Origin of the sequence: Methanocaldococcus indicus (genome assembly GCF_049554935.1) — an archaeon.
Taxonomy (GTDB): Archaea; AGJL01; Methanococci; order Methanococcales; family Methanocaldococcaceae; genus Methanocaldococcus; species Methanocaldococcus indicus.
On record NZ_CP186926.1, the window covers coordinates 500925 to 522438 of the forward strand.

25 protein-coding genes are annotated in these 21514 nt (G+C 27.1%); 14 read left to right on the forward strand and 11 right to left on the reverse strand.

The annotated features are described in order from the left end of the window. Window positions 1-115 precede the first annotated feature (115 nt). Complete coding sequence (locus tag ACPB8Q_RS02845; RefSeq protein WP_423793165.1) at window positions 116-1543, forward strand: phenylalanine--tRNA ligase subunit alpha; 1428 nt, start codon at window positions 116-118, stop codon at window positions 1541-1543. Window position 1544: 1 nt separating this feature from the next. Next, complete coding sequence (locus tag ACPB8Q_RS02850) at window positions 1545-2126, forward strand: hypothetical protein (RefSeq protein WP_423793166.1); 582 nt, start codon at window positions 1545-1547, stop codon at window positions 2124-2126. 2 nt (window positions 2127-2128) lie between these two features. Here ACPB8Q_RS02850 and ACPB8Q_RS02855 read toward each other — a convergent pair whose 3' ends face one another. The 3 genes from ACPB8Q_RS02855 to ade all read right to left on the reverse strand — a co-directional run bounded on the left by ACPB8Q_RS02855 (window position 2129) and on the right by ade (window position 4978). Further along, window positions 2129-2905 carry a DUF2334 domain-containing protein gene (locus tag ACPB8Q_RS02855; RefSeq protein WP_423793167.1) on the reverse strand — a complete coding sequence of 259 codons (777 nt, stop codon included), beginning with the start codon at window positions 2903-2905 and terminating at the stop codon, window positions 2129-2131. Between the two features lie 3 nt (window positions 2906-2908). After that, on the reverse strand, window positions 2909-3289 hold the full coding sequence (gene yhbY / locus ACPB8Q_RS02860; RefSeq protein ID WP_423793168.1) for a YhbY family RNA-binding protein: 381 nt from the start codon (window positions 3287-3289) through the stop codon (window positions 2909-2911). Between the two features lie 72 nt (window positions 3290-3361). Beyond that, on the reverse strand, window positions 3362-4978 hold the full coding sequence (gene ade / locus ACPB8Q_RS02865; protein WP_423793169.1) for an adenine deaminase: 1617 nt from the start codon (window positions 4976-4978) through the stop codon (window positions 3362-3364). Between the two features lie 39 nt (window positions 4979-5017). On the opposite strand from ade, the gene ACPB8Q_RS02870 reads away from it, so the two are divergent. The 3 genes from ACPB8Q_RS02870 to comD all read left to right on the forward strand — a co-directional run bounded on the left by ACPB8Q_RS02870 (window position 5018) and on the right by comD (window position 6926). Beyond that, window positions 5018-5518 carry a UPF0254 family protein gene (locus tag ACPB8Q_RS02870; protein WP_423793170.1) on the forward strand — a complete coding sequence of 167 codons (501 nt, stop codon included), beginning with the start codon at window positions 5018-5020 and terminating at the stop codon, window positions 5516-5518. 156 nt (window positions 5519-5674) lie between these two features. Beyond that, window positions 5675-6427 carry a phosphosulfolactate synthase gene (gene comA / locus ACPB8Q_RS02875; RefSeq protein WP_423793171.1) on the forward strand — a complete coding sequence of 251 codons (753 nt, stop codon included), beginning with the start codon at window positions 5675-5677 and terminating at the stop codon, window positions 6425-6427. Next, a complete protein-coding gene (gene comD, locus ACPB8Q_RS02880) occupies window positions 6417-6926 on the forward strand; it encodes a sulfopyruvate decarboxylase subunit alpha (protein ID WP_423793172.1) in 510 nt (169 codons plus the stop codon). Before comA ends, comD begins: the two co-directional genes overlap by 11 nt. A 7-nt stretch (window positions 6927-6933) precedes the next feature. On the opposite strand, the gene ACPB8Q_RS02885 is transcribed toward comD, so the two are convergent. From ACPB8Q_RS02885 to ACPB8Q_RS02905, 5 genes are read right to left on the reverse strand one after another with little or no spacing between them, the layout of a single operon-like run. Further along, a complete protein-coding gene (locus tag ACPB8Q_RS02885; protein ID WP_423793173.1) occupies window positions 6934-7692 on the reverse strand; it encodes a TatD family hydrolase in 759 nt (252 codons plus the stop codon). Window positions 7693-7701: 9 nt separating this feature from the next. Continuing rightward, window positions 7702-8121, reverse strand: a complete 420-nt coding sequence (locus ACPB8Q_RS02890) for a hypothetical protein (protein WP_423793174.1) — start codon at window positions 8119-8121, stop codon at window positions 7702-7704. Next, on the reverse strand, window positions 8096-9016 hold the full coding sequence (locus ACPB8Q_RS02895; protein WP_423793175.1) for a methanogenesis marker 7 protein: 921 nt from the start codon (window positions 9014-9016) through the stop codon (window positions 8096-8098). Before ACPB8Q_RS02895 ends, ACPB8Q_RS02890 begins: the two co-directional genes overlap by 26 nt. 3 nt (window positions 9017-9019) lie before the next feature. Further along, on the reverse strand, window positions 9020-9775 hold the full coding sequence (locus ACPB8Q_RS02900) for an NAD(+) synthetase (protein ID WP_423793176.1): 756 nt from the start codon (window positions 9773-9775) through the stop codon (window positions 9020-9022). Between the two features lie 12 nt (window positions 9776-9787). Beyond that, window positions 9788-10249 carry a universal stress protein gene (locus ACPB8Q_RS02905; RefSeq protein WP_423793177.1) on the reverse strand — a complete coding sequence of 154 codons (462 nt, stop codon included), beginning with the start codon at window positions 10247-10249 and terminating at the stop codon, window positions 9788-9790. Between the two features lie 96 nt (window positions 10250-10345). Between ACPB8Q_RS02905 and purC the strand changes: the two genes are divergently transcribed. From purC to hmd, 4 genes are all read left to right on the forward strand, one after another. Beyond that, the gene (gene purC / locus ACPB8Q_RS02910) at window positions 10346-11047 is read left to right on the forward strand and encodes a phosphoribosylaminoimidazolesuccinocarboxamide synthase (protein WP_423793178.1); all 702 of its coding nucleotides are present in this window, start codon (window positions 10346-10348) and stop codon (window positions 11045-11047) included. A gap of 3 nt (window positions 11048-11050) precedes the next feature. Next, the gene (gene purS / locus ACPB8Q_RS02915) at window positions 11051-11299 is read left to right on the forward strand and encodes a phosphoribosylformylglycinamidine synthase subunit PurS (RefSeq protein WP_423793179.1); all 249 of its coding nucleotides are present in this window, start codon (window positions 11051-11053) and stop codon (window positions 11297-11299) included. Beyond that, window positions 11296-11865, forward strand: a complete 570-nt coding sequence (locus ACPB8Q_RS02920) for a cyclase family protein (protein WP_423793180.1) — start codon at window positions 11296-11298, stop codon at window positions 11863-11865. The genes purS and ACPB8Q_RS02920 overlap by 4 nt, the downstream gene beginning before the upstream one ends. Before the next feature lie 86 nt (window positions 11866-11951). Next, window positions 11952-12983, forward strand: a complete 1032-nt coding sequence (gene hmd / locus ACPB8Q_RS02925; protein WP_423793181.1) for a 5,10-methenyltetrahydromethanopterin hydrogenase — start codon at window positions 11952-11954, stop codon at window positions 12981-12983. Window positions 12984-12986: 3 nt separating this feature from the next. On the opposite strand, the gene aksF is transcribed toward hmd, so the two are convergent. Together aksF and ACPB8Q_RS02935 are read right to left on the reverse strand one after the other, a co-directional pair. Next, window positions 12987-14024, reverse strand: coding sequence for a homoisocitrate dehydrogenase (gene aksF, locus ACPB8Q_RS02930; protein WP_423793182.1), 1038 nt, complete (start codon window positions 14022-14024; stop codon window positions 12987-12989). After that, a complete protein-coding gene (locus tag ACPB8Q_RS02935) occupies window positions 14021-14842 on the reverse strand; it encodes a hypothetical protein (protein WP_423793183.1) in 822 nt (273 codons plus the stop codon). Before ACPB8Q_RS02935 ends, aksF begins: the two co-directional genes overlap by 4 nt. A 278-nt stretch (window positions 14843-15120) precedes the next feature. Between ACPB8Q_RS02935 and trm14 the strand changes: the two genes are divergently transcribed. Then, window positions 15121-16248, forward strand: coding sequence for a tRNA (guanine(6)-N2)-methyltransferase (gene trm14 / locus ACPB8Q_RS02940; protein ID WP_423793184.1), 1128 nt, complete (start codon window positions 15121-15123; stop codon window positions 16246-16248). Here trm14 and ACPB8Q_RS02945 read toward each other — a convergent pair. Next, on the reverse strand, window positions 16243-16683 hold the full coding sequence (locus tag ACPB8Q_RS02945; RefSeq protein ID WP_423793185.1) for a DUF2507 domain-containing protein: 441 nt from the start codon (window positions 16681-16683) through the stop codon (window positions 16243-16245). The genes trm14 and ACPB8Q_RS02945 overlap by 6 nt on opposite strands. A 71-nt stretch (window positions 16684-16754) precedes the next feature. Here ACPB8Q_RS02945 and ACPB8Q_RS02950 point away from each other — a divergent pair, with 71 nt between their 5' ends. Genes ACPB8Q_RS02950 through ACPB8Q_RS02965 form a run of 4 tightly spaced genes read left to right on the forward strand, consistent with a single transcriptional unit; the run spans window position 16755 to window position 21508 of the window. After that, a complete protein-coding gene (locus ACPB8Q_RS02950) occupies window positions 16755-18053 on the forward strand; it encodes a radical SAM protein (protein WP_423793186.1) in 1299 nt (432 codons plus the stop codon). A 9-nt stretch (window positions 18054-18062) separates the two neighbouring features. After that, window positions 18063-18617, forward strand: a complete 555-nt coding sequence (gene ecnA / locus ACPB8Q_RS02955) for a thermonuclease family protein (RefSeq protein WP_423793187.1) — start codon at window positions 18063-18065, stop codon at window positions 18615-18617. Between the two features lie 12 nt (window positions 18618-18629). Next, window positions 18630-19400, forward strand: a complete 771-nt coding sequence (locus ACPB8Q_RS02960; RefSeq protein WP_423793188.1) for an undecaprenyl-diphosphate phosphatase — start codon at window positions 18630-18632, stop codon at window positions 19398-19400. A 2-nt stretch (window positions 19401-19402) separates the two neighbouring features. After that, on the forward strand, window positions 19403-21508 hold the full coding sequence (locus tag ACPB8Q_RS02965; protein WP_423793189.1) for an ATP-binding protein: 2106 nt from the start codon (window positions 19403-19405) through the stop codon (window positions 21506-21508). Window positions 21509-21514: the final 6 nt, after the last annotated feature.

Genomic DNA, 21514 nt, shown 5'->3' on the forward strand with positions numbered 1-21514 from the left:
AATTTTTTTAATCTTAAGTTTAAAATTACTGATTTAATTTATTAAACAGAAATTTTATTAAATACTTTAAAGTAAATTTCTATTGCTACAAAATAAAAAGTTCAATGTGAGAATTATGTTCCATATAGATGAAAAAAGAGTTTTAAAAGAATTTCAAGATAAAGGAAAGGATATATTAAAGTTAGAGGAGTTTAATCTACCTAAGGAGAAAGTTTTAAGAGTATCTTTGTGGTTGGAAGGGAAAGATTTAGCTAAAAGAACTGAGAAAGTTAAAAAAAGAGTAAAGGTAATAAATAAAGAGCCATTTCCAGAGAGAAAGATAGCCAACTATCTAAAAGAGAGAAATTTAAAGGAAATAGAAATTAAAAATCTGAAAGATGTTTTAAAGAAAGATGAAATAAATGCTGCCTTAGGAGCAATTAAAAGAAAAAATTTGGCTAAAATAGAAAAAGGCAAAATTATTTTTAATAATTTGGATTACAAAGATGAAGAGGAAGAAATATTAAAAAGAATTGATGGAAAATATTTGGATGAATTAACCGAGGATGAGAAGAAATATTTAGACATTTTAAGAAAAAGAAAGTATGTAGATATTGATGAAGAGAAGGAAATTCTTATAGAACTAACTGACAAAGGAAAGGAGATTATAAAAGAGCCTATAGAAATTGAAGAAGAAATTAATCAATTAACAAGAGATATTATTATTAGTGGAAAATGGAAAAAAGCACATATTAGAGAGTATAATATAACAGCTCCAACTAAGGAAGTTTATCCTGCTAAACTTCATCCTATAACAAGATTAATTAGAGAAGTTAAAGAAATTCTTATATCTATGGGTTTTAAAGAGGTTAAAAGTCCTATTGTAGAGAGTGAATTCTGGAACTTTGATTTATTGTTTGAGCCACAAGACCATCCAGCAAGAGAAATGCAAGACACATTCTTTTTAAAGTATCCTAATGTTGGAGAAATTCCAAAAAATTTAGTTGAGAAAGTTAAAGATGTTCATTTAAGATGTTGGAGACAGTTTGATGAGGAAATTTCAAAAAGATTAATTTTAAGGACACATACAACAGCATCATCTATAAGATATTTGGCATCTCTATCAGATGAGGAAAAAAATAAACCACACAAAGTATTTTGTATTGACAGAGTTTTTAGAAATGAGGCAATAGATTATAAACATCTTCCAGAGTTTTATCAATGTGAAGGAATAATAATGGATGAAAATGTTAATTTTAACCATTTGATTGGTGTATTAAAAGAGTTTTTAAATAGATTAGGATTTGAAAAAGTTAGATTTAGGCCAGCATATTTCCCATTTACAGAGCCTTCTTTAGAAGCTGAGATATATTTAGAAGGTAAGGGTTGGTTAGAAATTTTAGGAGCAGGGATATTTAGAAAGGAAGTTTTAGAGCCATTGGGAATAGATAAACCTGTCTTAGCTTGGGGTATTGGATTTAGTAGGTTGGCTATGCTTAAATATAATGTGAAAGATATTAGAGTTCTACATAGAAATGATTTATCATGGCTAAGAAGGGTATAATATGAAAAAATTTTTTATCTGCTTTTTAATAATTTTTTTACTAATTTGTGGATGTATTGATAACAATTCAAAAGATATAGATAAAAATAACAAAAATAATGTAAATAATAGTTCTCTAAATGAGAGTATTATCACGAAAAATCTCAATAAATCTATATTAAATACTACAAGTAAAACTACAAATATAACAGAAATAAAAAGAAATGTTAAAAAAATTAATCTTGAAAATATAAACTTGAATGTGTCTATTGATAGGTTGTTTTTAAATTTGAATTATAGTAACACAATAATTGGAAATAATATTATTGTAAAGAAATATAAGAATATAAGTTTTGTTGTTAGTATGTATCCAATAAATTTAAGAGATGCATATAAATTTAATAATGTTAAGGAATATCCTCAACAAGATATTTATGGAAAATATTACTACTATGAATTTTATTCTTTATCAAACTCCCAAGTAAGTTATTGTTATTATAGAAAGGTTGGGAATTATTATATTATCTTACAAGGATACAATAAAAAAGAGTTATCAAAATTCTGGGATGATTGGATTAACTACCTTGCAAATCTTAAAAAATAAAATTAACTTTTTTGAACATAAGTTAAAAATTTATCCAATAACTCTAAACCTCCTCCATAATTTACAGCTCTTGGATGGATGGATAAACAAAATAAATTTTTTGTTTTGTTGTAGTCATTAATAGCTTCTTTTAATTTGATATCTACCATATTTTTAGGTAGATACCAAGTGTATTCTTTGTTTGTTATAGGAATTTCTATTATTGTATTGTTATATTTAGTTATAATCTTATTCCCAACAATTATAGTAAAATTGTCATTTATAAAAACATTTTCTGCTTCCTTAGATAGTGCATATCTTGGAGGAATAAAATAATCTATATTTTTAGGATTAAATCCACAATCTTTAAATATTTTTAATGATTTCTTAAGCTTTTCTTCAGCAGTTTCTTTATTACAATTAAATTCTTTGCCAATATGGTTATATCCATGATACTCAATATGATATCCTTCTTTTTCTAATTCATGCAAATACTTAACAAACTTAGAATATTTCTCTAAGTTATATTCATTAGCATGATTGACAATAACAAATAAATATGTTCTATCCTGAAAATTATGATTATCAATAATTTTAACAATATCTTTTAAATCTTGATAATATTTGGGACTAACATCATGAACTAATATAACAAAACTTTTATTTGTTGTATTGTTTTGTATATATCCATATATATAGTCATACAAATAATCAGTTTTATTATATTGGGAACTACCTAATGTTAAAATAACAAATGCAAAAAATACTATTAAAACAAAAAATAAAAGTTTAGTTTTCATAGTCTATTCTTTCTTTTTTTCAATTTCTTTTTTAAATTTCTCAAAGAGTTTAACAATTTTTTCATCTTTCTTTATAGTTTTTGGTTTTTTAGAAAGATATTTTTTCCACCCTTCTCTTGGTCTAAATAAAGTAATTACATGTCCTACTAAACTTACAACTTCTGAGTCTGTCTCTTTTGCTAATTTCTCAGCAATATCTTTTTTATCTTCATACATTAATGCTGTTTTTCTTATCTTAACTTTTATTAAACCTTTTGCAGATAACTGTCTATCCACTTCTTTAATAACTTTACTACTACCTTCTTTTCCTATCCAAACTACTGGCTCTAAATTATGGGCTTTTGCTCTTAACACTTTTTTCATTTTTCCTGTTAATCTTACCATATCTAACAACCTATCAAAATTTTTAAATGAAAATTATTAAATTATTATTTAATTTAAATAATGCTAACTACTTTAAAAAGATATATCCACTATTTTATTATCTTTTACTAAACCTTTGTCAGTTATTTTCAATTGAGGAATAACTGAGAGAGTGAAAAAACTCATCTTTAAAAAAGGATTTTCAAATTTAACATAATCTTTAACTATTTTATTCATCTCTTCTAAATCTTTTGATATATCCTTATCTGCCATAATGCCTGCTATTGGCATTTTAACGTATTTTAAAATCTTTCCATCTCTTACAGCTATAAATCCTCCTCCAATATCTTTTAAAGTATTAACAGCTAAAACAATATCTTTATTGTTGTTTCCTATAACAACTATATTATGTGTGTCATGAGCATAGGAAGATGCTAAAACAATATCTTCCAAAAAATTGTATATAAATCCTTTTCCAATATTTCCAGTATTTTTATGTCTCTCAACAACAAAGATTTTATTTATTTTATAGTTATCCAAGTATTTATTAATTTTGTCTTTTTTAATTATTTTTTCTTTTGTTATTAAGCTGTCTTCAATTGGTTCAATAACTCTAACATTATCTTTTTTTAGCTCTATGTTAAAATCATCTTCTTTTTTATAAGTAAAGTTCATAGTATTTTTAAACTTTGTAGGAATAGCATTAACTTTTTTGTTTTTTAAAAGTTCTGATAAATTTTTACCTTTAATAAATATCTCCTTAATTTTGAAGTTTTCTAAGTCCTCAAATATTATAAAATCAGAATAGTTTCCTGGTTTTATTCCTGTCTCTAATTTAAAGTATTCTGCTGGATTTATAGTAACCATCTGTATAGCTTCAATTGGGGATATATATTTTAAAGCTTTTTTTAATATATTTAGCATGTATCCTTTTTTTAATTCTTCAATTGAGATATCATCACTTACTAACATTATGTTTCTTTTATCTTTAATTTTTTTGCATATATTCAATAAATATATATTTTTTGCAACTGTTCCCTCTCTAACCATTAGTTTTAATCCTAATCTTATTTTTTCTAATGCTTCCTCTTCCTCAACACACTCATGGTCTGATTGTATTCCTTTCTCAATATATTTATTTAATTCTTCTCCTCTTAAAAGAGGACAATGTCCATCAACTAACTTATTGTATTTTTTAGCAACCTCTATCTTTTTTAAAATTTCCTCATCTTCATTTATAACTTCAATATAGTTCATTACTTCTCCTAATCCTAAGACATTTTTATAGTAGATAAGTTCTTCAATATCCTTGTATGTTATTTCTGCTCCAGAAGTTTCTAAATCTGTTGGAGGCACACAGGAAGGTAGCATTACATAAACTTCTAAAATATTTGAATTATTTAACATAAATTTAATTCCATCCTTTCCTAAAACATTAGCTATCTCATGTGGGTCAATAACTACCTTAGAAACTCCTGATTTTAAAGCATAATTTTCAAAAATGGATGGAATTAAATGAGATGACTCAATATGTATATGTGCATCTATAAATGTTGGAGATAAATAACATTTATCTAAATTATAAACTTTTCCTTTCTCAACTTTACAATCAAAATCAACAACTCTAATTTTTTCATCAAAAACAACATTAGCTCTAACAATTTCTCCTGTATAGACATCAACAACCTTTATATCTTTTAGAGTTATCATATTCACTCACAATTTATAAAAAAATTTTTGAGGATGATTATGATAAGCTTAGCAACTGCTGAATGCTTCACACATGGAAAAATTGGGATAACAATACATAAAGCAGCCTCAGGATATGAAGATTTTGAATATAAATATTTATTTACAAATGAAGATTTAGAGAGAGTCAGAAAGGTTAGAGTTCTATGCTCTATGTTTGTCCCTTCTTTATATGCTATTAAAACCTTATTAAATATAAATCTACCTGAACCAGATTATCAATACAGATATGCAAAAGCTTATAGTGAGAAAAATGATTTAATTGTTGCTGAAAGAGTAGCTAATGCATTAAAAAATAAATTGAATGTAGATATTGCTGTTGGAACAACTGCAGGAGTTGGTAGAGGAGCAATATGCATAGTAACAAATAAAAATAAATATCTTTTCACAACTGATATATATGCAAATCTAATAACATTTGAAAATATAAAAGAAAGACAAAAAAATGGAATTGAAAAAGGCATTAAAAAAATTTTGGAGATATTAAAAGAGGAATTTTAATTTTTTTATTTTTTAATAGTAATACCAAATTTTTTGATTCATAAATATTTTTTAGACATAAATAGTAAAGTATTTATTATACTTTCACCTTTTAAGAAATAGAATTTAAATTTTAAGGAGAATTTCCTATAACAATTTACCAAATAAGGTGAAAATTTGAAAGCATTTAATTTTTTATTAAAAGATATTGATAGAGGAATAACCTTAGTGTTGGATAAAGGTTTGCCTTTGAAGTTTGTTGAAGATTATTTAAAAGTTTGTGGAGAATATATAGATTTTATAAAATTTGGTTGGGGAACATCAGCAGTAGTTGATAGAGAGCTAATAAAAAATAAGATAAAAATTTATCAAGATTGGGACATTAAAGTTTATCCAGGAGGAACATTGTTTGAATATGCATATGTAAATAAAAAATTTAGAGAGTTTTTAGAGGAGTGTAAAGATTTGGGATTTGATGCTGTTGAAATTTCTGATGGTTCTATAAATCTAAGTTTAGAAGATAGAAAAGAATGTATTACAAAATCTAAGGAAGAAGGATTTTTAGTTTTAAGTGAAGTAGGAAAAAAACTTCCAGAAAAAGACAAAGAACTAACAATAAAGGATAGAGTAAATCTTATAAATTATGACTTAGATTGTGGTGTAAATTATGTTATTATTGAAGGAAGAGAAAGTGGTAAAAATATTGGTATATATGATAAAGATGGAAAATTAAAAGTTGATGAACTTGAATACTTAGCTAATAATGTAGATATAAAAAAGGTTATATTTGAAGCACCTAATAAAAATCAACAAGCCTCATTAATATTAAAGTTTGGTAGTTCTGTAAATCTTGGTAATATTGCTTATGATGAAGTTATTAGCTTAGAGACATTAAGAAGAGGTCTAAGAGGAGATACTTTTGGAATATAAAGGAAGCTATTTTATTTATAAAGGACTAAAAGATAGTGGAATAACTTTTATCTCTGGAGTTCCCTGTGCAAATCTAAAACATCTTATTAAATACTTGGAAGAAGATAAAGAAATAAAATATATTCCAGCAACAAGAGAAGAGGAAGCTTTTGGAATATTAACAGGAGCATATTTAGCTGGAAAAAAAACAGCAATAATTATGCAAAATTCAGGTTTAGGAAATAGTATAAATGCTCTTGCCTCTTTATATAAAACTTATCAAATACCTACATTAATAATTATAAGTCATAGAGGTCTTTTAAAAGAGCAAATTCCTGCTCAGATTCCTATGGGTTTATGGACAGAGAAAATTTTAGATATCTGTGGAATTCCATATTTTAAACCAAAAAATCCAGAAGAAGCTCACAAAATAATTAAATATTCTGCAGATTATATGGAAAAACTATCTTATCCTGTTGCTTTGTTGTTTGATGCTCTATATTGGGAGTATGATAAATAAAAATTTTTTATTTTAGTTTAAACAAGTTTATAGCATTTAAATAAGATACTTTATCAATAACCTCTTTTTCTATATTATTTAATTTCAATTTTAATACAGTCCTTGGCACAGCTAAAACATCTGAAAAGTTTGAAGATGTATCACTATTTAATAGTATTTTATCTGAAAAATCTTTATACTCTTTTATTATTTCAACAGCTTCTATATGTGTTAATTTTCCTGGCTGAACTGTTAAACCTGCATAAAAGTTGTTATCTAACACTTCTTTAACAGTATTTTTATTACAGTGGTCTATAACAATTGGAATATTTGTATCTATGGTATTTATCTCTTCTAAGATTAATTTTGTTATTTCCTCTTTATTGCTTCTTGGAGTATGAACTATTGCTGGATAGCCTAAATTATTAGCCAACTCTAACTGTTTAATAAAAGTTTCTTTTTCTCTTTTATCTCCTTTCTCTAAACCAATTTCACCAATAGCTACAACTCTATCCTCTTTAACAAAATTTTTTATATATTCTAAGGCTTTATCAACATCTGGAGGAATAGCTCTTGGATGTATTCCTACACCAATATATACATTTAATCCTATTTTTTTTCCTCTTTTAATTTCATTAAATACTTTTTCTATATGAGTAATCCAAACATCCAAAGTTTTCATTTCAAAGGGGTCATGAGCTAATGTAATAACACAATCTAATGTTAAAGCCATCAACTCTAAATCTTCCATCCCTCTTGTATCTATATGTGTGTGGGTATCTATCATATCCATCCCTTAAAATACATATATTGGAATATCCTTTATTTTTATTATCTCATAGTCATCAGGTAGTTCTTCAGCTAAATTAAGATATTCCTTATTTGCTACATCATTGATAATCTTACTCAATATATATCTAATATTTTCATCATCAACATAAATATTTACCTTTAATTTATGTCTTCTTCCCATTCTTGCCAAATCTCTTAATAAAAGTTTTAGTTCAGTTATAATAGATAGAAGTTTTTTAGCTTTTTCTAAATTTTCCTCTTTCCCAACTAATACCATATATTTTGTATTATTTATTTCATCTTCTTTCACATCAAACCTAACATTACACATCTCTACTACTCTTGCTATAACACTTTCAGGAATTCCTGGGGGAATGATTAGTTCCTTATCATCTAAATCATACATTTTTATGTTCTCTCTCATATTCAACCTCTGATTTTGGCTTTATCTTTATAAGAATATAGTTTTTCATTTCACTTCTTCTTATATCTGCAATATCCTTTAAAAGATAATTTTTAATTTTTACATTTTCAATTTTATCTTTATATCTATCATAATCTAACTTAACTCTTAAACCATCTAACTGTGTAACTATAGGCATTGGAGATAGAATATTAAAAACATCCTCAACTTGTTTCTCTATCTCATCCTTAACAACAACAGGGGGAACTACTGGAGGGTCATAAGATAACTCTCTCCTTTTTTTGTTTATAAGTTCTGTTATCTTATCAACCATATTTTTTAAAGCTCTCCTTTCATCACCATGTCTCAATCTGTGGCTTCTTCTTCCCAAATTTCCAACATAAGTATATGGAATATCTAAACTCTCTGGCCCTCCTGTTACAACTACTGGAACTTCTACATCAAAAAGATGTGTCTTATTTTTTATACAGTCCTCAAAGTTTCCCATAACATAAACAGCTAAATCATGCTCTTCAATTAATCTCTTTTCTTTTTCTCTTAATTGAGATATATCCCTCCCCACTCCTCTTGCTAATCCTATCATATTACTTTTAGCTCCAAATCTTCTTAAATATTCTGCTATATCACAAGCTGTGTGTGGAAGATGATGCCTTGATAAACTTGGTGCTACAACAGCAATCTCAGTCCCAGCCAAGGGAGTCTCAATAACTTTACCTTTATATTTTTTAGCTTCTTTTTTTAGATTTTCAATTTCATTTTGAGGAATTGCTAATGTCATATAAACATCTAACTGCATAACATGCTCTTGTAAAACAAATCCACCAATATCTTCAATCCACTCTTTAAAAATATTATTTTTATAAACTCCTCCTTCATATCTAACTATCTCATACATAAGTTATCCCTCCAATTTTTTAGGTGGTTCTCTTTTATGCTTATTTTTCTCTATTAGGTTAAAAACATGTTCAACCTTCTCCTTAGAAATGTTAAGCTCTTCAACAATTTCATTAATTCCTTTTCCACTTTCATATAACTCTAATATTTTATCTAATTCATCATAACTAATTCCAAGTTCTTCCTCATCAGTCTGTCCTTCCCATAATCCAGCAGAAGGTTTTTTATTTATTATCTCCTCAGGAACTCCTAATTTTTTGGCTAATTCCCTAACTTCTGTTTTAAATAAATGGGCTATAGGCATAAAGTCACATCCTAAATCTCCATATTTTGTTCCATAACCAACATAACACTCAGATTTATTGGCAGTTCCAACAACCAAATAGTTGTATTTATTTGCATAGTAGTAGAGAATACACATTCTAACTCTTGCTTTTAAATTACCATCAGCTATTTTATCAAACTCTTTAGTTGGAACATAACCTCCTGCTCCAAAAGCTTTTAAGACATCTGTTATATCTGCTATTATATACTTAATTTCTAACATTTCAGCTACTTTTTTAGCATGCTCTATATCCTCTTTTTTAGTATCTCTTTCAGGCATTATTATACCTAAAACTCTATCTTTTCCAAGAGCTTTAACACATAAAAAAGCTGTTGTTGAACTATCTATACCCCCACTCAATCCTATAACAACTCCTTTTGCCTTTGCTTCTTCAACAACATCCTTTATAAATTTAATTATTTTGTCTATGTCCATATCAATCACAAATCATTTTCTATTTATTATTAAAACTGGCTTTGATGTATTTTTAATTACATGCTCTGTTACTGAACCCATTAATATTTCTTTTAAATTTGTCTCTCCATGAGAACCCATAATAATTATATCAACATCTTCATTTTCAGCAATTTCTACAATCTTACTATGAGGAGAACCTACCACAATAATGCCTTTAACATTATAACCCAACTCTTCCAATTTAGATTTAATGTCATCTAACTTCTCTTTTGCTTCATTAATTAATTTATTTTCTATATCTTTTTCCAACTCTTCCTTAGATTTTAAAATAAATCCCAACAGCATAGATAATAAACTTTTCTTTTTCTTTTCTTCAACAACATGTAAAAGAACTACTTCTTCTCCACCTAATTCTCTAAAAGCTTCTAAATGAGGAATAACTAATTCAGCTGTCTCAGAGAAATCAGTTGGATACAAAATTTTTTTATACATTTACACTCCTCCAATAAATTTATTAATTATTAAATATTACAATCATTTTAATTTATTATGTTGTTTGTAAAACTTAAAACTTTTGATGTGAAATTTATGAAAGAGCTCTACTCTGGAAAGGCAAAAACAATTTATGAGTATGATAAGGATAAGGTTTTAATAGAATTTAGGGATGATATTTCTGCTGGAAATGGAGCTAAAAAGGATGTTAAGGAAGGTAAAGGAGCTCTTAATGCAAAAATTTCTGCCAAGATGTTTGAGCTCTTAGAGAAGGAAGGAGTTAAAACTCACTTTATAGAATATATTGAGCCAAATAAAATTTTAGCAAAAAAAGTTGAAATAATCCCTATTGAGGTTATAGTTAGAAATATAGCAGCTGGGAGTTTGTGTAAGAGATATCCATTCAAAGAAGGGGAAGAACTAAAAGAGGTTATAGTTCAGTTTGATTATAAAAATGATGAATATGGAGACCCAATGATTAATGAAGATATAGCAGTTAATCTAAATTTAGCTACAAGAGAAGAATTAAAAAAGATGAGAGAAATAGCTTTAAAAGTTAATGACATCTTAAAGAAATTTTTTGATGAAAAAGGAATAATATTAGTTGATTTTAAAATAGAAATTGGAAGAGATGAAAATGGAGAGCTGTTAGTTGCTGATGAAATATCTCCAGATACAATGAGGTTGTGGGATAAAGAAACAAGGGAGAGATTAGACAAAGATGTATTTAGGAGAGATTTAGGAGATGTTATAGCTAAATATAAGATAGTTGCAGAAAGAATTTTTGGAGGGAATTAGATTATGTATAAAGCAACAGTAATAATAAAACTAAAAAAAGGTTTGTTAAATCCAGAAGGTAGAACTATAAAACAGGCATTAAACTTTTTAGGATTTAAAGAAGTGAAAGAAGTAGATAGCTATAAAATGTTAGATTTGATTATAGATTTAGATGATGAAGAAGAGGTTAAGAAGAGAGTTGATGAAATGTGTAAAAAACTCCTTGCAAATCCTGTTATACACAACTATAATATAAAGATTGAGAAATTATGAGAATGATAGATTTATCCCATGAGATTATAAATTTTCCATATCCAGGAGATTTTGGATTGAAAATAAGAGAGGAGATTGATGAATATATAACCTCTATTATTTGTTTTTCTTCTCATTTATCTACTCATATAGATTATCCTAAGCATGTTCATCTAAAAAATAAAGAGTATGATATTGTTAAAGGTGTTGGCTATTGCATAAAATTAGAAGATTTAGATAAATTAAATAATATAGATAATAATATAGATATTCTCCTTATATATTCAGGATATTCAGAATTATGGAGAAAAGAGGAATATTTTAAAAAATATCCTAAAATTGATGTTAATAAAATTTTAGAACTAAATATAAAATGTGTTGGAGTTGATGCATGTTCAATTGGTGATTTTGAAGAGCACTATGTTTTACTATCTAACAACATCCTAATTATTGAGAATCTAAATTCCAATCTTAAACATCTAATAAATGAAAAATTCTATTTTTTAGGAGTTCCTCTAAAAATTAAAAATGTTGATGCTTCTCCAATTAGATGTTTTGCTATTAAAAACTTTAATTACAGGTTTTAATTTTTCCAATGGATATTAATATTTATATACCTACTAAACGGATTATATAATATTAGGAAATAATAAAAAATTTTTTTGGTGATAGAATGAAAGTTGCTGTTTTAGGAATAGGATGTTACAGAACTCATGCTGCTGCAGGAATAACTAATTTTATGAGAGCTTCACAAGTTGCTAATGAAGTAAATAAACCAGAAATAGCTATGACACACTCCTCTATAACAATGGCTGCTGAATTATTACACTTATGTGATGAAGTTGATAAAGTAGTTGTATCTGACCCATGTTTTAAAGAAAATCCAGGATTAGTTATTATTGATGAATTTGACCCTAAAGAAGTTATGGAAGCACATTTAAATGGAGAACCTGAAAAAGTTATGCCAAAAATTAGAGAAACTGTTTTAGCAAAAGCAAAAGAATTGCCAAAACCACCAAAAGCATGTATTCACTTTGTCCATCCAGAAGATGTAGGTTTAGAAGTTGCTGAAAGTGATAAAGAAGCTGTAGAAGATGCAGATTTAATAATAACATGGTTACCAAAAGGTAAAAAACAACCAGATATTATTAAAAACTTTATTGATGCAATTCCAGAAGGAGCTATAATAACACATGCATGTACTATTCCAACAGTTAAATTTGCAAAAATCTTCAAAGATTTAGGAAGAGAAGATATAAATGTTACTTCCTACCACCCAGGATGTGTTCCAGAAATGAAAGGACAAGTTTATATTGCAGAAGGATATGCATCAGAGGAAGCTGTTAATAAAGTATATGAATTAGCTAAAAAAGCAAGAGGTAATGCATACAAATTACCAGCTGAGTTAATAAGTCCTGTCTGTGATATGGGTTCAGCTGTTACAGCAGTTGTATATGCAGGATTATTAGCTTATAGAGATGCAGTAACTAAAATATTAGGAGCTCCAGCAGATTTCGCTCAAATGATGGCAGAAGAGTCATTATCTAAATTGTTAGATTTAATGAAAGAAAAAGGTATATCAAATATGGAAGAAGTTTTAAACCCAGCTGCTTTATTAGGAACAGCTGACAGTATGTGCTTTGGACCATTAGAAGATATATTACCACATGCTCTAAAAGTTTTAGAAAAGCACAAAAAAGAATAAAAACTAAATTAACTCTCTGATTATTTTTAATATTTCCTTACCTACTTCTTCTGTTTTTAAAGTTCCACCTAAATCAGGAGTTACTTTTTTGTTTAAGATACATCTTTTTACACTCTCCCTTATTATATCTCCTTTTTCTTTTTCATTTATATAATCAAAAATCATAGCTACTGATAAAATAGTAGCAAATGGATTAGCTATACCTTTTCCAGCTATATCAGGAGCTGAACCATGAACTGGCTCAAATAAAGCTTTACCTTCACCAATATTAGCTGATGGAGCTAAACCTAAACCTCCAATTAAAGCAGATGCTTCATCAGATAAAATATCTCCAAACATGTTAGTTGTTAGTATTATATCAAAATTCTCAGGATTTAATATAATTTTTAGAGCTGTAGAATCTACTAAACTGTCCTCAACCTCTATATCTTTATAGTTTTTAGCTACATTATAAAAACTTTCTAAAAATAGTCTATCAGTTAATCTTAATACATTTGCCTTATGCACACAAGTTATTTTTTTTCTTTTGTTCTTTTTTGCATATTCAAATGAAAATTTAGCTATCCTTTCTGATGCCTCTCTTGTTATAACTCTTTTAGCTACTGCCTTATCTTCTCTCTCTTCCTCTTCCCCAACATACAAACATTCAGTATTTTCTCTTATAATAATAAAATCAATATTTTTAGCTGATAGATATTTATATTCACCTAAATATCCCTCTATCCTTCCAATGCCAAAATTGTTTATTGGTCTAACATTTGCATAAAGGTTAAATATCTTTCTTAATGTTATTATTGGGCTCTTATAGTTTTTAACTTCCCAAGGTTTAGGGGATGTTATAGCTCCAAATAAAATAATATCTGCTTTTTTAGCTTTTTCTATTGTTTCATCTGGGAGAAAAGAATTATTTTTTTTATAACATTCATATCCAGCTTCTCCAAAATCAATTTTAAAATTTCCTAACTCTTCTAAAACTCTTACACCAATTGGGACTACTTCCTTTCCAATACCATCTCCTTCAATAACTAAAACTTTCTTCATATTTCTAAACCTCTTTTTCTTAGTTCTTCATAAATTTCTTTTGGAACTTCTGGCTTTTTTATATGCTCCTTTGCCTTCTCTTTATCCAACAACCCTAACCTTACTAATGTTGCTACCCTATCTATTTCAAAACTAAAACCATACTTTTCATAAAATCTTTCTAATGCTACTCCTAAAACTAAGCAGTTAGTTGTATATCCATATAAATTAGGTTTTTTAAAAGGTAAATTTTCTAATAACTTATATTTTTCATCTTCCTTAATTTTGTAAGGTGAGAGTAATCTAACCATCTTTATTCCTTCTTTCATATCTCTTATTGCAGAATGTCCAAAAGGTATCTCATGCCCAGTGAATATATACTTTATGTTAAATCTTTTAGCAACTCTCCACACTTCTCTTAAAATTAACCTTGAACATCTCCTACAAGGACTTTCTCCTTTCTTTATAACTTCATTAAATAGTTGTGTAAAATCTTTATTAATAATAAATAAGTCTACTCCATAGTAGTTAGTTATATTAATGGCATTCTCAATAGCATTTTGAGATAAATATTTGTTATTAACTAAGACACATAATGGTTTTATTTTAAATTTTTCAACTAAAATTTTTAGAGCTATAATACTATCTTTTCCTCCAGAAAAAGCTAAAATACATGGATATTTTTTATTTTTATCTAAATTCTTTATAACCTCTTCAACTTCTTTTTTTAGTTTATCAAAATCTATTGGATATTTTTTATATGTGAGACAATCAATACACAAATCTCCAATTATCTTTTTAGTTTTTTCAGTGTGAATACAAATTTTACACTCTTTCATTATGGTTCACTCTTAAGGTTGGTTGTTGAAAAATTATAGATATGGCAAAAAATTTAGTTTTCAGGACACATATTATAGCTTTTAATTTAGATTTTTCATTTGATTATGTTTTATTTCAGGTTGGTTGAAAAATTGGAAATAAAGTATTAAAGAATTATTGTCAATTAGGATTTATCATAGTTAATTAAAAGGCTATTAAAGATTTAGAGGTAAGGATATAAATTATAAGATAACCTTAAAATTATGCACATTCCATAAAAAAATTTTTGTTGATAAATATGAAGTTTTATGCAACACTCTCACCAGGATTGGAAGAGATAGCAAAGGAAGACGTTATTAACTTAGGAGGAAAGATTTTAGAGGTTAGGGAAGGAAAAGGTAGGATATTTTTTAAAGGTAAAGAGGAGTTAATAGCAAAAACAAACTACTTATCAAGGACATTAGAAAGAATAAACATTCTTCTACATAGAGAAAAAGTGGAAAACTTAGAAGATATATATAAAATAATATATAATATAGATTGGAGTTTTATTGATGAAAATCAAAGTTTTGCTATAAGACCTTTAAGAGTGGGGGTGCATAACTTTACATCAATAGATATCGGAAGAGTTGCAGGAGAAGCTTTAATAAAATCATATCAAAAAGACAAAAATGTAAGATTGAAAGTAAATTTAGATAATCCTGATGTTATTGTTAGGGTAGAGTTAATATTTAATGAGCTATTAGTTGGTTTAGATACAACTGGGGATGTAGCATTAGATAAAAGAGGATGGAGAGTTTTTAATCATCCAGCACATTTAAATGCTACAATTGCTGCAAGTTTAGTTTATTTCTCAAATTTCAAAGATGATGAAACTTTGTTAGATGTTATGTGTGGTAGTGGAACTATTCCAATTGAAGCAGCTCTTTTAAAGAGAAATATCCCTCCTGGAATATTTAGAGAGAAAAAATATTCTTTTCAATTTTTAAAATTGTTTGGATATAACCTTTTAAATAAAATAAAAGAAAACATCTCAATGAATAATAATATTTACAATATATATGGTTTTGATAAAAATCCTAAGTTTATAGATGGAGCTAAAGAAAATGCAAACAATGCAAATGTGTTAGATACAATTAATTTTGATGTAGGAGATGCCGAACATTTTAATATGAAGTTTGATATTATTATAACAAATCCACCTTATGGTATAAGAATGGGAAGAAAGAAGTATATAAAAAAGCTTTATGAAAATTTTTTATCATCAGCAAAGAAAAATATGCATGGAGATGCAAGAATTATTGTAATAACTGCTGAAACAAAACTGTTTAAAGATGCTATATATAAAAATAATTTAGAAATAAAAAAGAATTTCAAAGTTATGTTTGGTGGTTTATTAACTGAGGTTTTTTATTTGACTTTATAATAATCTAATATCAAATTGACAAAAATCATGTCCTAAACCTGCACAATGTGTCTCCTTTGCAATTACTTTCTTATTTAATAAGTTCTCTAAACAACCTGCAATAAATCCTCCTTCAAAATAGCATAAAGTTTCACCCACATCTGGAAGTCCAGAACAAGATATACATTCATATACTCTTATCTTTAAAGGTTCTTTATTAACTATCTCAACCTTACCAATTTTAAACTTTTCACAAAATTTTATAATATCTTCAATAGATGATAACTCCAAAGATTTCCCAAAACTTTTTCCACACTGATAAATAATCATATTAGCACTTTTTCCTAAATATCTATCTAAGTCCATATATCTAATAATCCTAAATATTGCAATGTCTATATTATTTCCAAATGACTTTCTATTATTTTTAGATAACTCATGAACATTAAATTTCATAATATCCTCTATAAAAATATTTGTTAAAATTTTCTTTAGATTTTATATATAAAGTTTATCATGTGTTAAATATGACAATCTTAGACTTAACTAAGTATAAAATGATTACAAATGTGGAAAATAAGGGAAGTAAATTAATTTTAGAAATAAACAAGAATTATTTTGTTGAAGTAGAAATTTCTTATGAAGAAGTAGAAATTTTAGATAATGGTATTTTAAAGATTAATGCTCATCCAAAAAGAGCTGAGAATTTAAAGATGGGAATTTTAAATTTGATATCTTACAAAATAGCCAACAATTTAAAAAGTAAAATTACAAATAGAAGAGTTATTTATATAAATGAACCAATTCCATTAATAGGGCATACAGCTTTTGGTTTAATAGACAGGGGAAGAAATATAATTCAAGTTAGAGGGCACTGTGGATGCAATATGAACTGTATATTTTGCTCAGTTGATGAAGGGAAATACTCTAAAACAAGGAAAAATGATTATTATGTTGATTTAGATTATTTAGTTAAAGAATATAAAAAATTAGCTGAATTTAAAGGAAATTATAAATTAGAGAGTCATTTAGATGGACAGGGAGAACCATCACTTTATTATCCTTTAGTTGATTTAGTTCAGGAGTTGAATGATATTAATAAAGATGGAATTGTAACAATGCAAAGTAATGGAGTCCCTCTTACTTATAAGTTAATTGATGAGTTGGAAGAGGTAGGACTACATAGAATAAATCTCTCTATTAATGCAATTGATGAGAAAATGGCTAAACTTTTAGCAGGAGATAGAAATTATAACATAGAGAAAATATTAGATATAGCTGAATATATAAAAAATTCTAAAATTCATCTTTTAGTAGCCCCTATCCTTTTACCAAATATAAATGATGAAGAATTTAAAAAAGTAATAGATTACACTATAAATTTAGATTTAAGAATAAAACAAAATGTTATAAACCCATTAACAGGAAAAAAAGACCCTATTTTAGGATGTCAATTGTGTGAAATATACCCATTAGGAAGAAAGCCTAAAAAAATGAAAGTATGGAACTATAAAAAATTTTATTCATTGTTGGAGAGTTATGAAAATGAATACAAAAAAAAGGGAATAGATGTAAAGTTAAAACTAAAACCAGAAGATTTTGGAACACATAAAAGGAAAAAATTACCTTATGTATTTAAATTAGGTGAGAAGGTTTTAGTTGATGTAGTTTTAGATGGGAGAGTAAAAGGAGAAGTTTTAGGAGTAGCAAATAATAGAATCATTCAAATAATCAACTGTAAGAATGAAGATAAATTAATAGGAGAAAAGGTAAGAGTTAGAATTTTAAGAAATAAAGATAATATATATGTTGGAGAGATTTGTTGAGGGAGAATTATGAAAAAACTAATTATCCCTTTAATATCATTTTTAATGTTGTGTGGCTGTTTAAATAATCATCATGAGTTAAGAGTAGATGGGCATGAATTTAAATACTACTACTATGGAAAAGTTGTTAAAGTTGTTGATGGAGACACAGTATATGTTGATGTTAATGGAGAACTTTGGAAAATAAGACTTTTAGGAGTAGATACTCCTGAAATACACAAAAAAAATAATCCTTATGAATACTATCTCCTAAATGGAACTCCTATAACAAACACAACCTACCTAAAACTTTGGGGATATAAAGCAAAGCATTTTGCTGAAAGAGAACTTTTAAACAAAGAAGTCATAATAGTATTTGATAAAAATCTTCAAAAAGATAGATATGGTAGATACTTAGCATATATCTATTTAAATGAATCTGGACATTTAGTTAATTTTAATGAACTTCTTCTAAAAGAGGGATATGCAAGAGTCTATATTTCTGATTTTTCTCTAAAAAATGAGTTTTTAAAAATTGAGAGAGAAGCAAAAGAGAGAAGAGTTGGCTTATGGGGATATAACTGAATAAGGGAAACTATGAACCTTTTAGATGTTCTTATACTATCTTTTGTAGAGGGAGTAACTGAATTTTTACCTATATCTTCAACTGGACATTTAATTGTTATAAGTTATTTAATGAATATTAAGAGTAATATTACTTTTGATATTGTTATTCAATTGGGAGCTATTTTGGCAGTTATATATGAATACTCTAACTATTTAAAGAAAGATTTAGATATATGGATTAAGGTATTAATCTCTTTTATACCAATAGGTATTTTAGGATTCCTACTAAATGACTTTATTGAAAAATATTTATTTAATCCAATAGTTGTGAGTTTTGCCTTTATAGTTGGAGGAATTATTTTTATTATAGTTGAGAAATATTATAAAGAGGAGAATAGAATTAACAACTTAAAAGATATTAGTTATAAAAAAGCTTTTTTTATTGGAATTTTTCAAGCATTTTCTTTAATTCCAGGAACTTCAAGGAGTGGAGCTACAATAATAGGGGGATTATTACTAAATTTAAATAGAAAAGTAGCTGTAGAATTTTCATTTTTATCAGCTATTCCTGTTATGGTTATTGCTTCTTTATATATTATAGTTAAAAATTATCACTCTCTAAATTTTAATGAGAAATTTAATATACTCTTAGGATTTATATTGTCTTTTGTTATTGCTCTGATAACAATAAGAATATTTTTAAGATATATCAAAAATCATAGTTTTGTAATTTTTGGTATTTATAGGATTCTGTTTGGAATATTGATTTTGCTATTGTATTATAGAATTTTAGGGTTTTAATTATGATAATTAATGAGGAAGATTTTAGAATAAAATACGAGATTCCTATAAAAAGATTCATAAAAGAAGAGTTATCAAGGAATATTATAGATAAAGTTTTTGTTTTTGACATAAAAAAATTTTTAGAAGAATTTCCTGAACTTGGAGAGCTAAATGATATAATTATTAAATATCCTAAATTTTCAGAAGATATTATTTTAGATATTTTCAAAGAGGCATATTATGAGCTTTTTGGAGAAGAAAATAACTTAGAAAAGATGCAAATAGCATTTAAAAATCCTATTGGATGCTATAAATTAATTGATGAAATTTCAGCAGAGGATATTAATAGATTGGTAGAATTTGAAGGAAATATTATAAAAGCTGGAAAAGTTTGTGCTCTATTAAAGAGAGCTTGCTTTGTTTGCCCAAAATGTGGAAAAATAATTTACAAAAACATATACAACTACTTTGAAAAAATATCTTCAACATGTATTGAATGTAATGAAAAAATGTTATTAGATGAAGATGAATCAACATATATAAATATCCAAGAATTAGAAATACAGCAACCAATTGATTTAATGAAAAATCCAGATGACCCACCAAGGAGTATAAGAGTGTTTTTAGAAAATAGTAATGGGATATACTCTGGAAGAGTAAATGTAGTTGGGACAGTCTTAAAAAAAAGAAGTAAAAGCAACATTCCTGTTTATGAGATATTTGTAAGAAGTAATTTTGTTAGGATATCTGAAAGCTATCAGAAGATAGAAGTTAGAGATATCCTTTATAAAGAAGATATTTTAGAGACACTATATGAGTTAGGTAGAAAGAAAAATATTGTTGATATTCTATCAGAATTTTTAATATCACAAATTAAAGGCTATGAACTTGTAAAAAAATCTATTTTCTTACAACAAATTAAAGGTGCCTTTAAATATCTCCCAGATGGCTCACCTTTAAGGAGAGACAGTCATATTTTACTAATAACTGACCCAGGAATTGGAAAAACTACTATGCTTAAAAGGATAGCAAGACTCTTTCCACAGAATGCTTATGCATCAGTAACAACAGCAACAGGTGGAGGATTAACTGCAATAGTAACAAGAGAATCAACAGAGATAGGTGATGGTTGGGTTGTAAAGCCAGGTGTTTTTGTTAAGGCAAATGAAGGAACAGCATGTATTGATGAGCTAACAGTAGATAAAAATGTTATGAGGTATATTTTAGAGGCTATGGAAAATCAGACAATCCATATAAATAAAGGAGGTTTAAATGTAAAACTACCTGCAAGATGTGCTGTTTTAGCAGCATGTAATCCAAAAAGGGGGAGATTTGATAGGAACTTAACTGTTATAGAACAGATAGATATTCCAGCTCCTTTATTAAGTAGATTTGATTTAATCTTCCCACTAATGGATATACCAAATAAAGAAAATGATGAGTTAATAGCTGAGCATATATTGGAGACACATATAGAAACAGCTAAGAAAGAATACAATATTTTAGGAGAGATTGAAGTGGATGGAATAAAGGTAGATGAAAATCTTCTAAAATATTATATAATATTTGCAAGAAGTTGCTCATATATTGAAGAAAACCAGGAGATATATTTGGGAGAATTTGATGAAAAAAAGCTTATTATGCCTTATCTAACTAACGAAGCAAAAAAGATAGCTAAAAAATACTACTTAGAAATGAGAAAGTTAGGAGAGGGAGATAATCCAATACCAATAACTGCAAGACAGTTAGAGGCAATAGTAAGATTGGCTGAGATGCATGCTAAGGCAAGATTGTCATATACAGTAGATAAGGAAGATGTAGAAAATGCTATAAATATTATTGATTATTGTTTAAAAGAGATAGCTTATGACCCAGAAACTGGAACAATAGATTTAGATAAAATATCTGGAACTCCAAAATCAAGAAGAGATAAAATGGATTTAGTTTTAGGGATTATAAGAGAGTTATGTAGTTTGAGAGATGATAAATTAGCTCCTGAGGAAGAGATTGTGGAGAAAGCTATAAATGAGGGGTTATCTGAGGATGATGTATATAAAGCATTAGAATATCTAAAAAAAGCAGGAGATATTTATCAGCCAAGATATGGATTTTATGCATTATTGTGAGGGGAT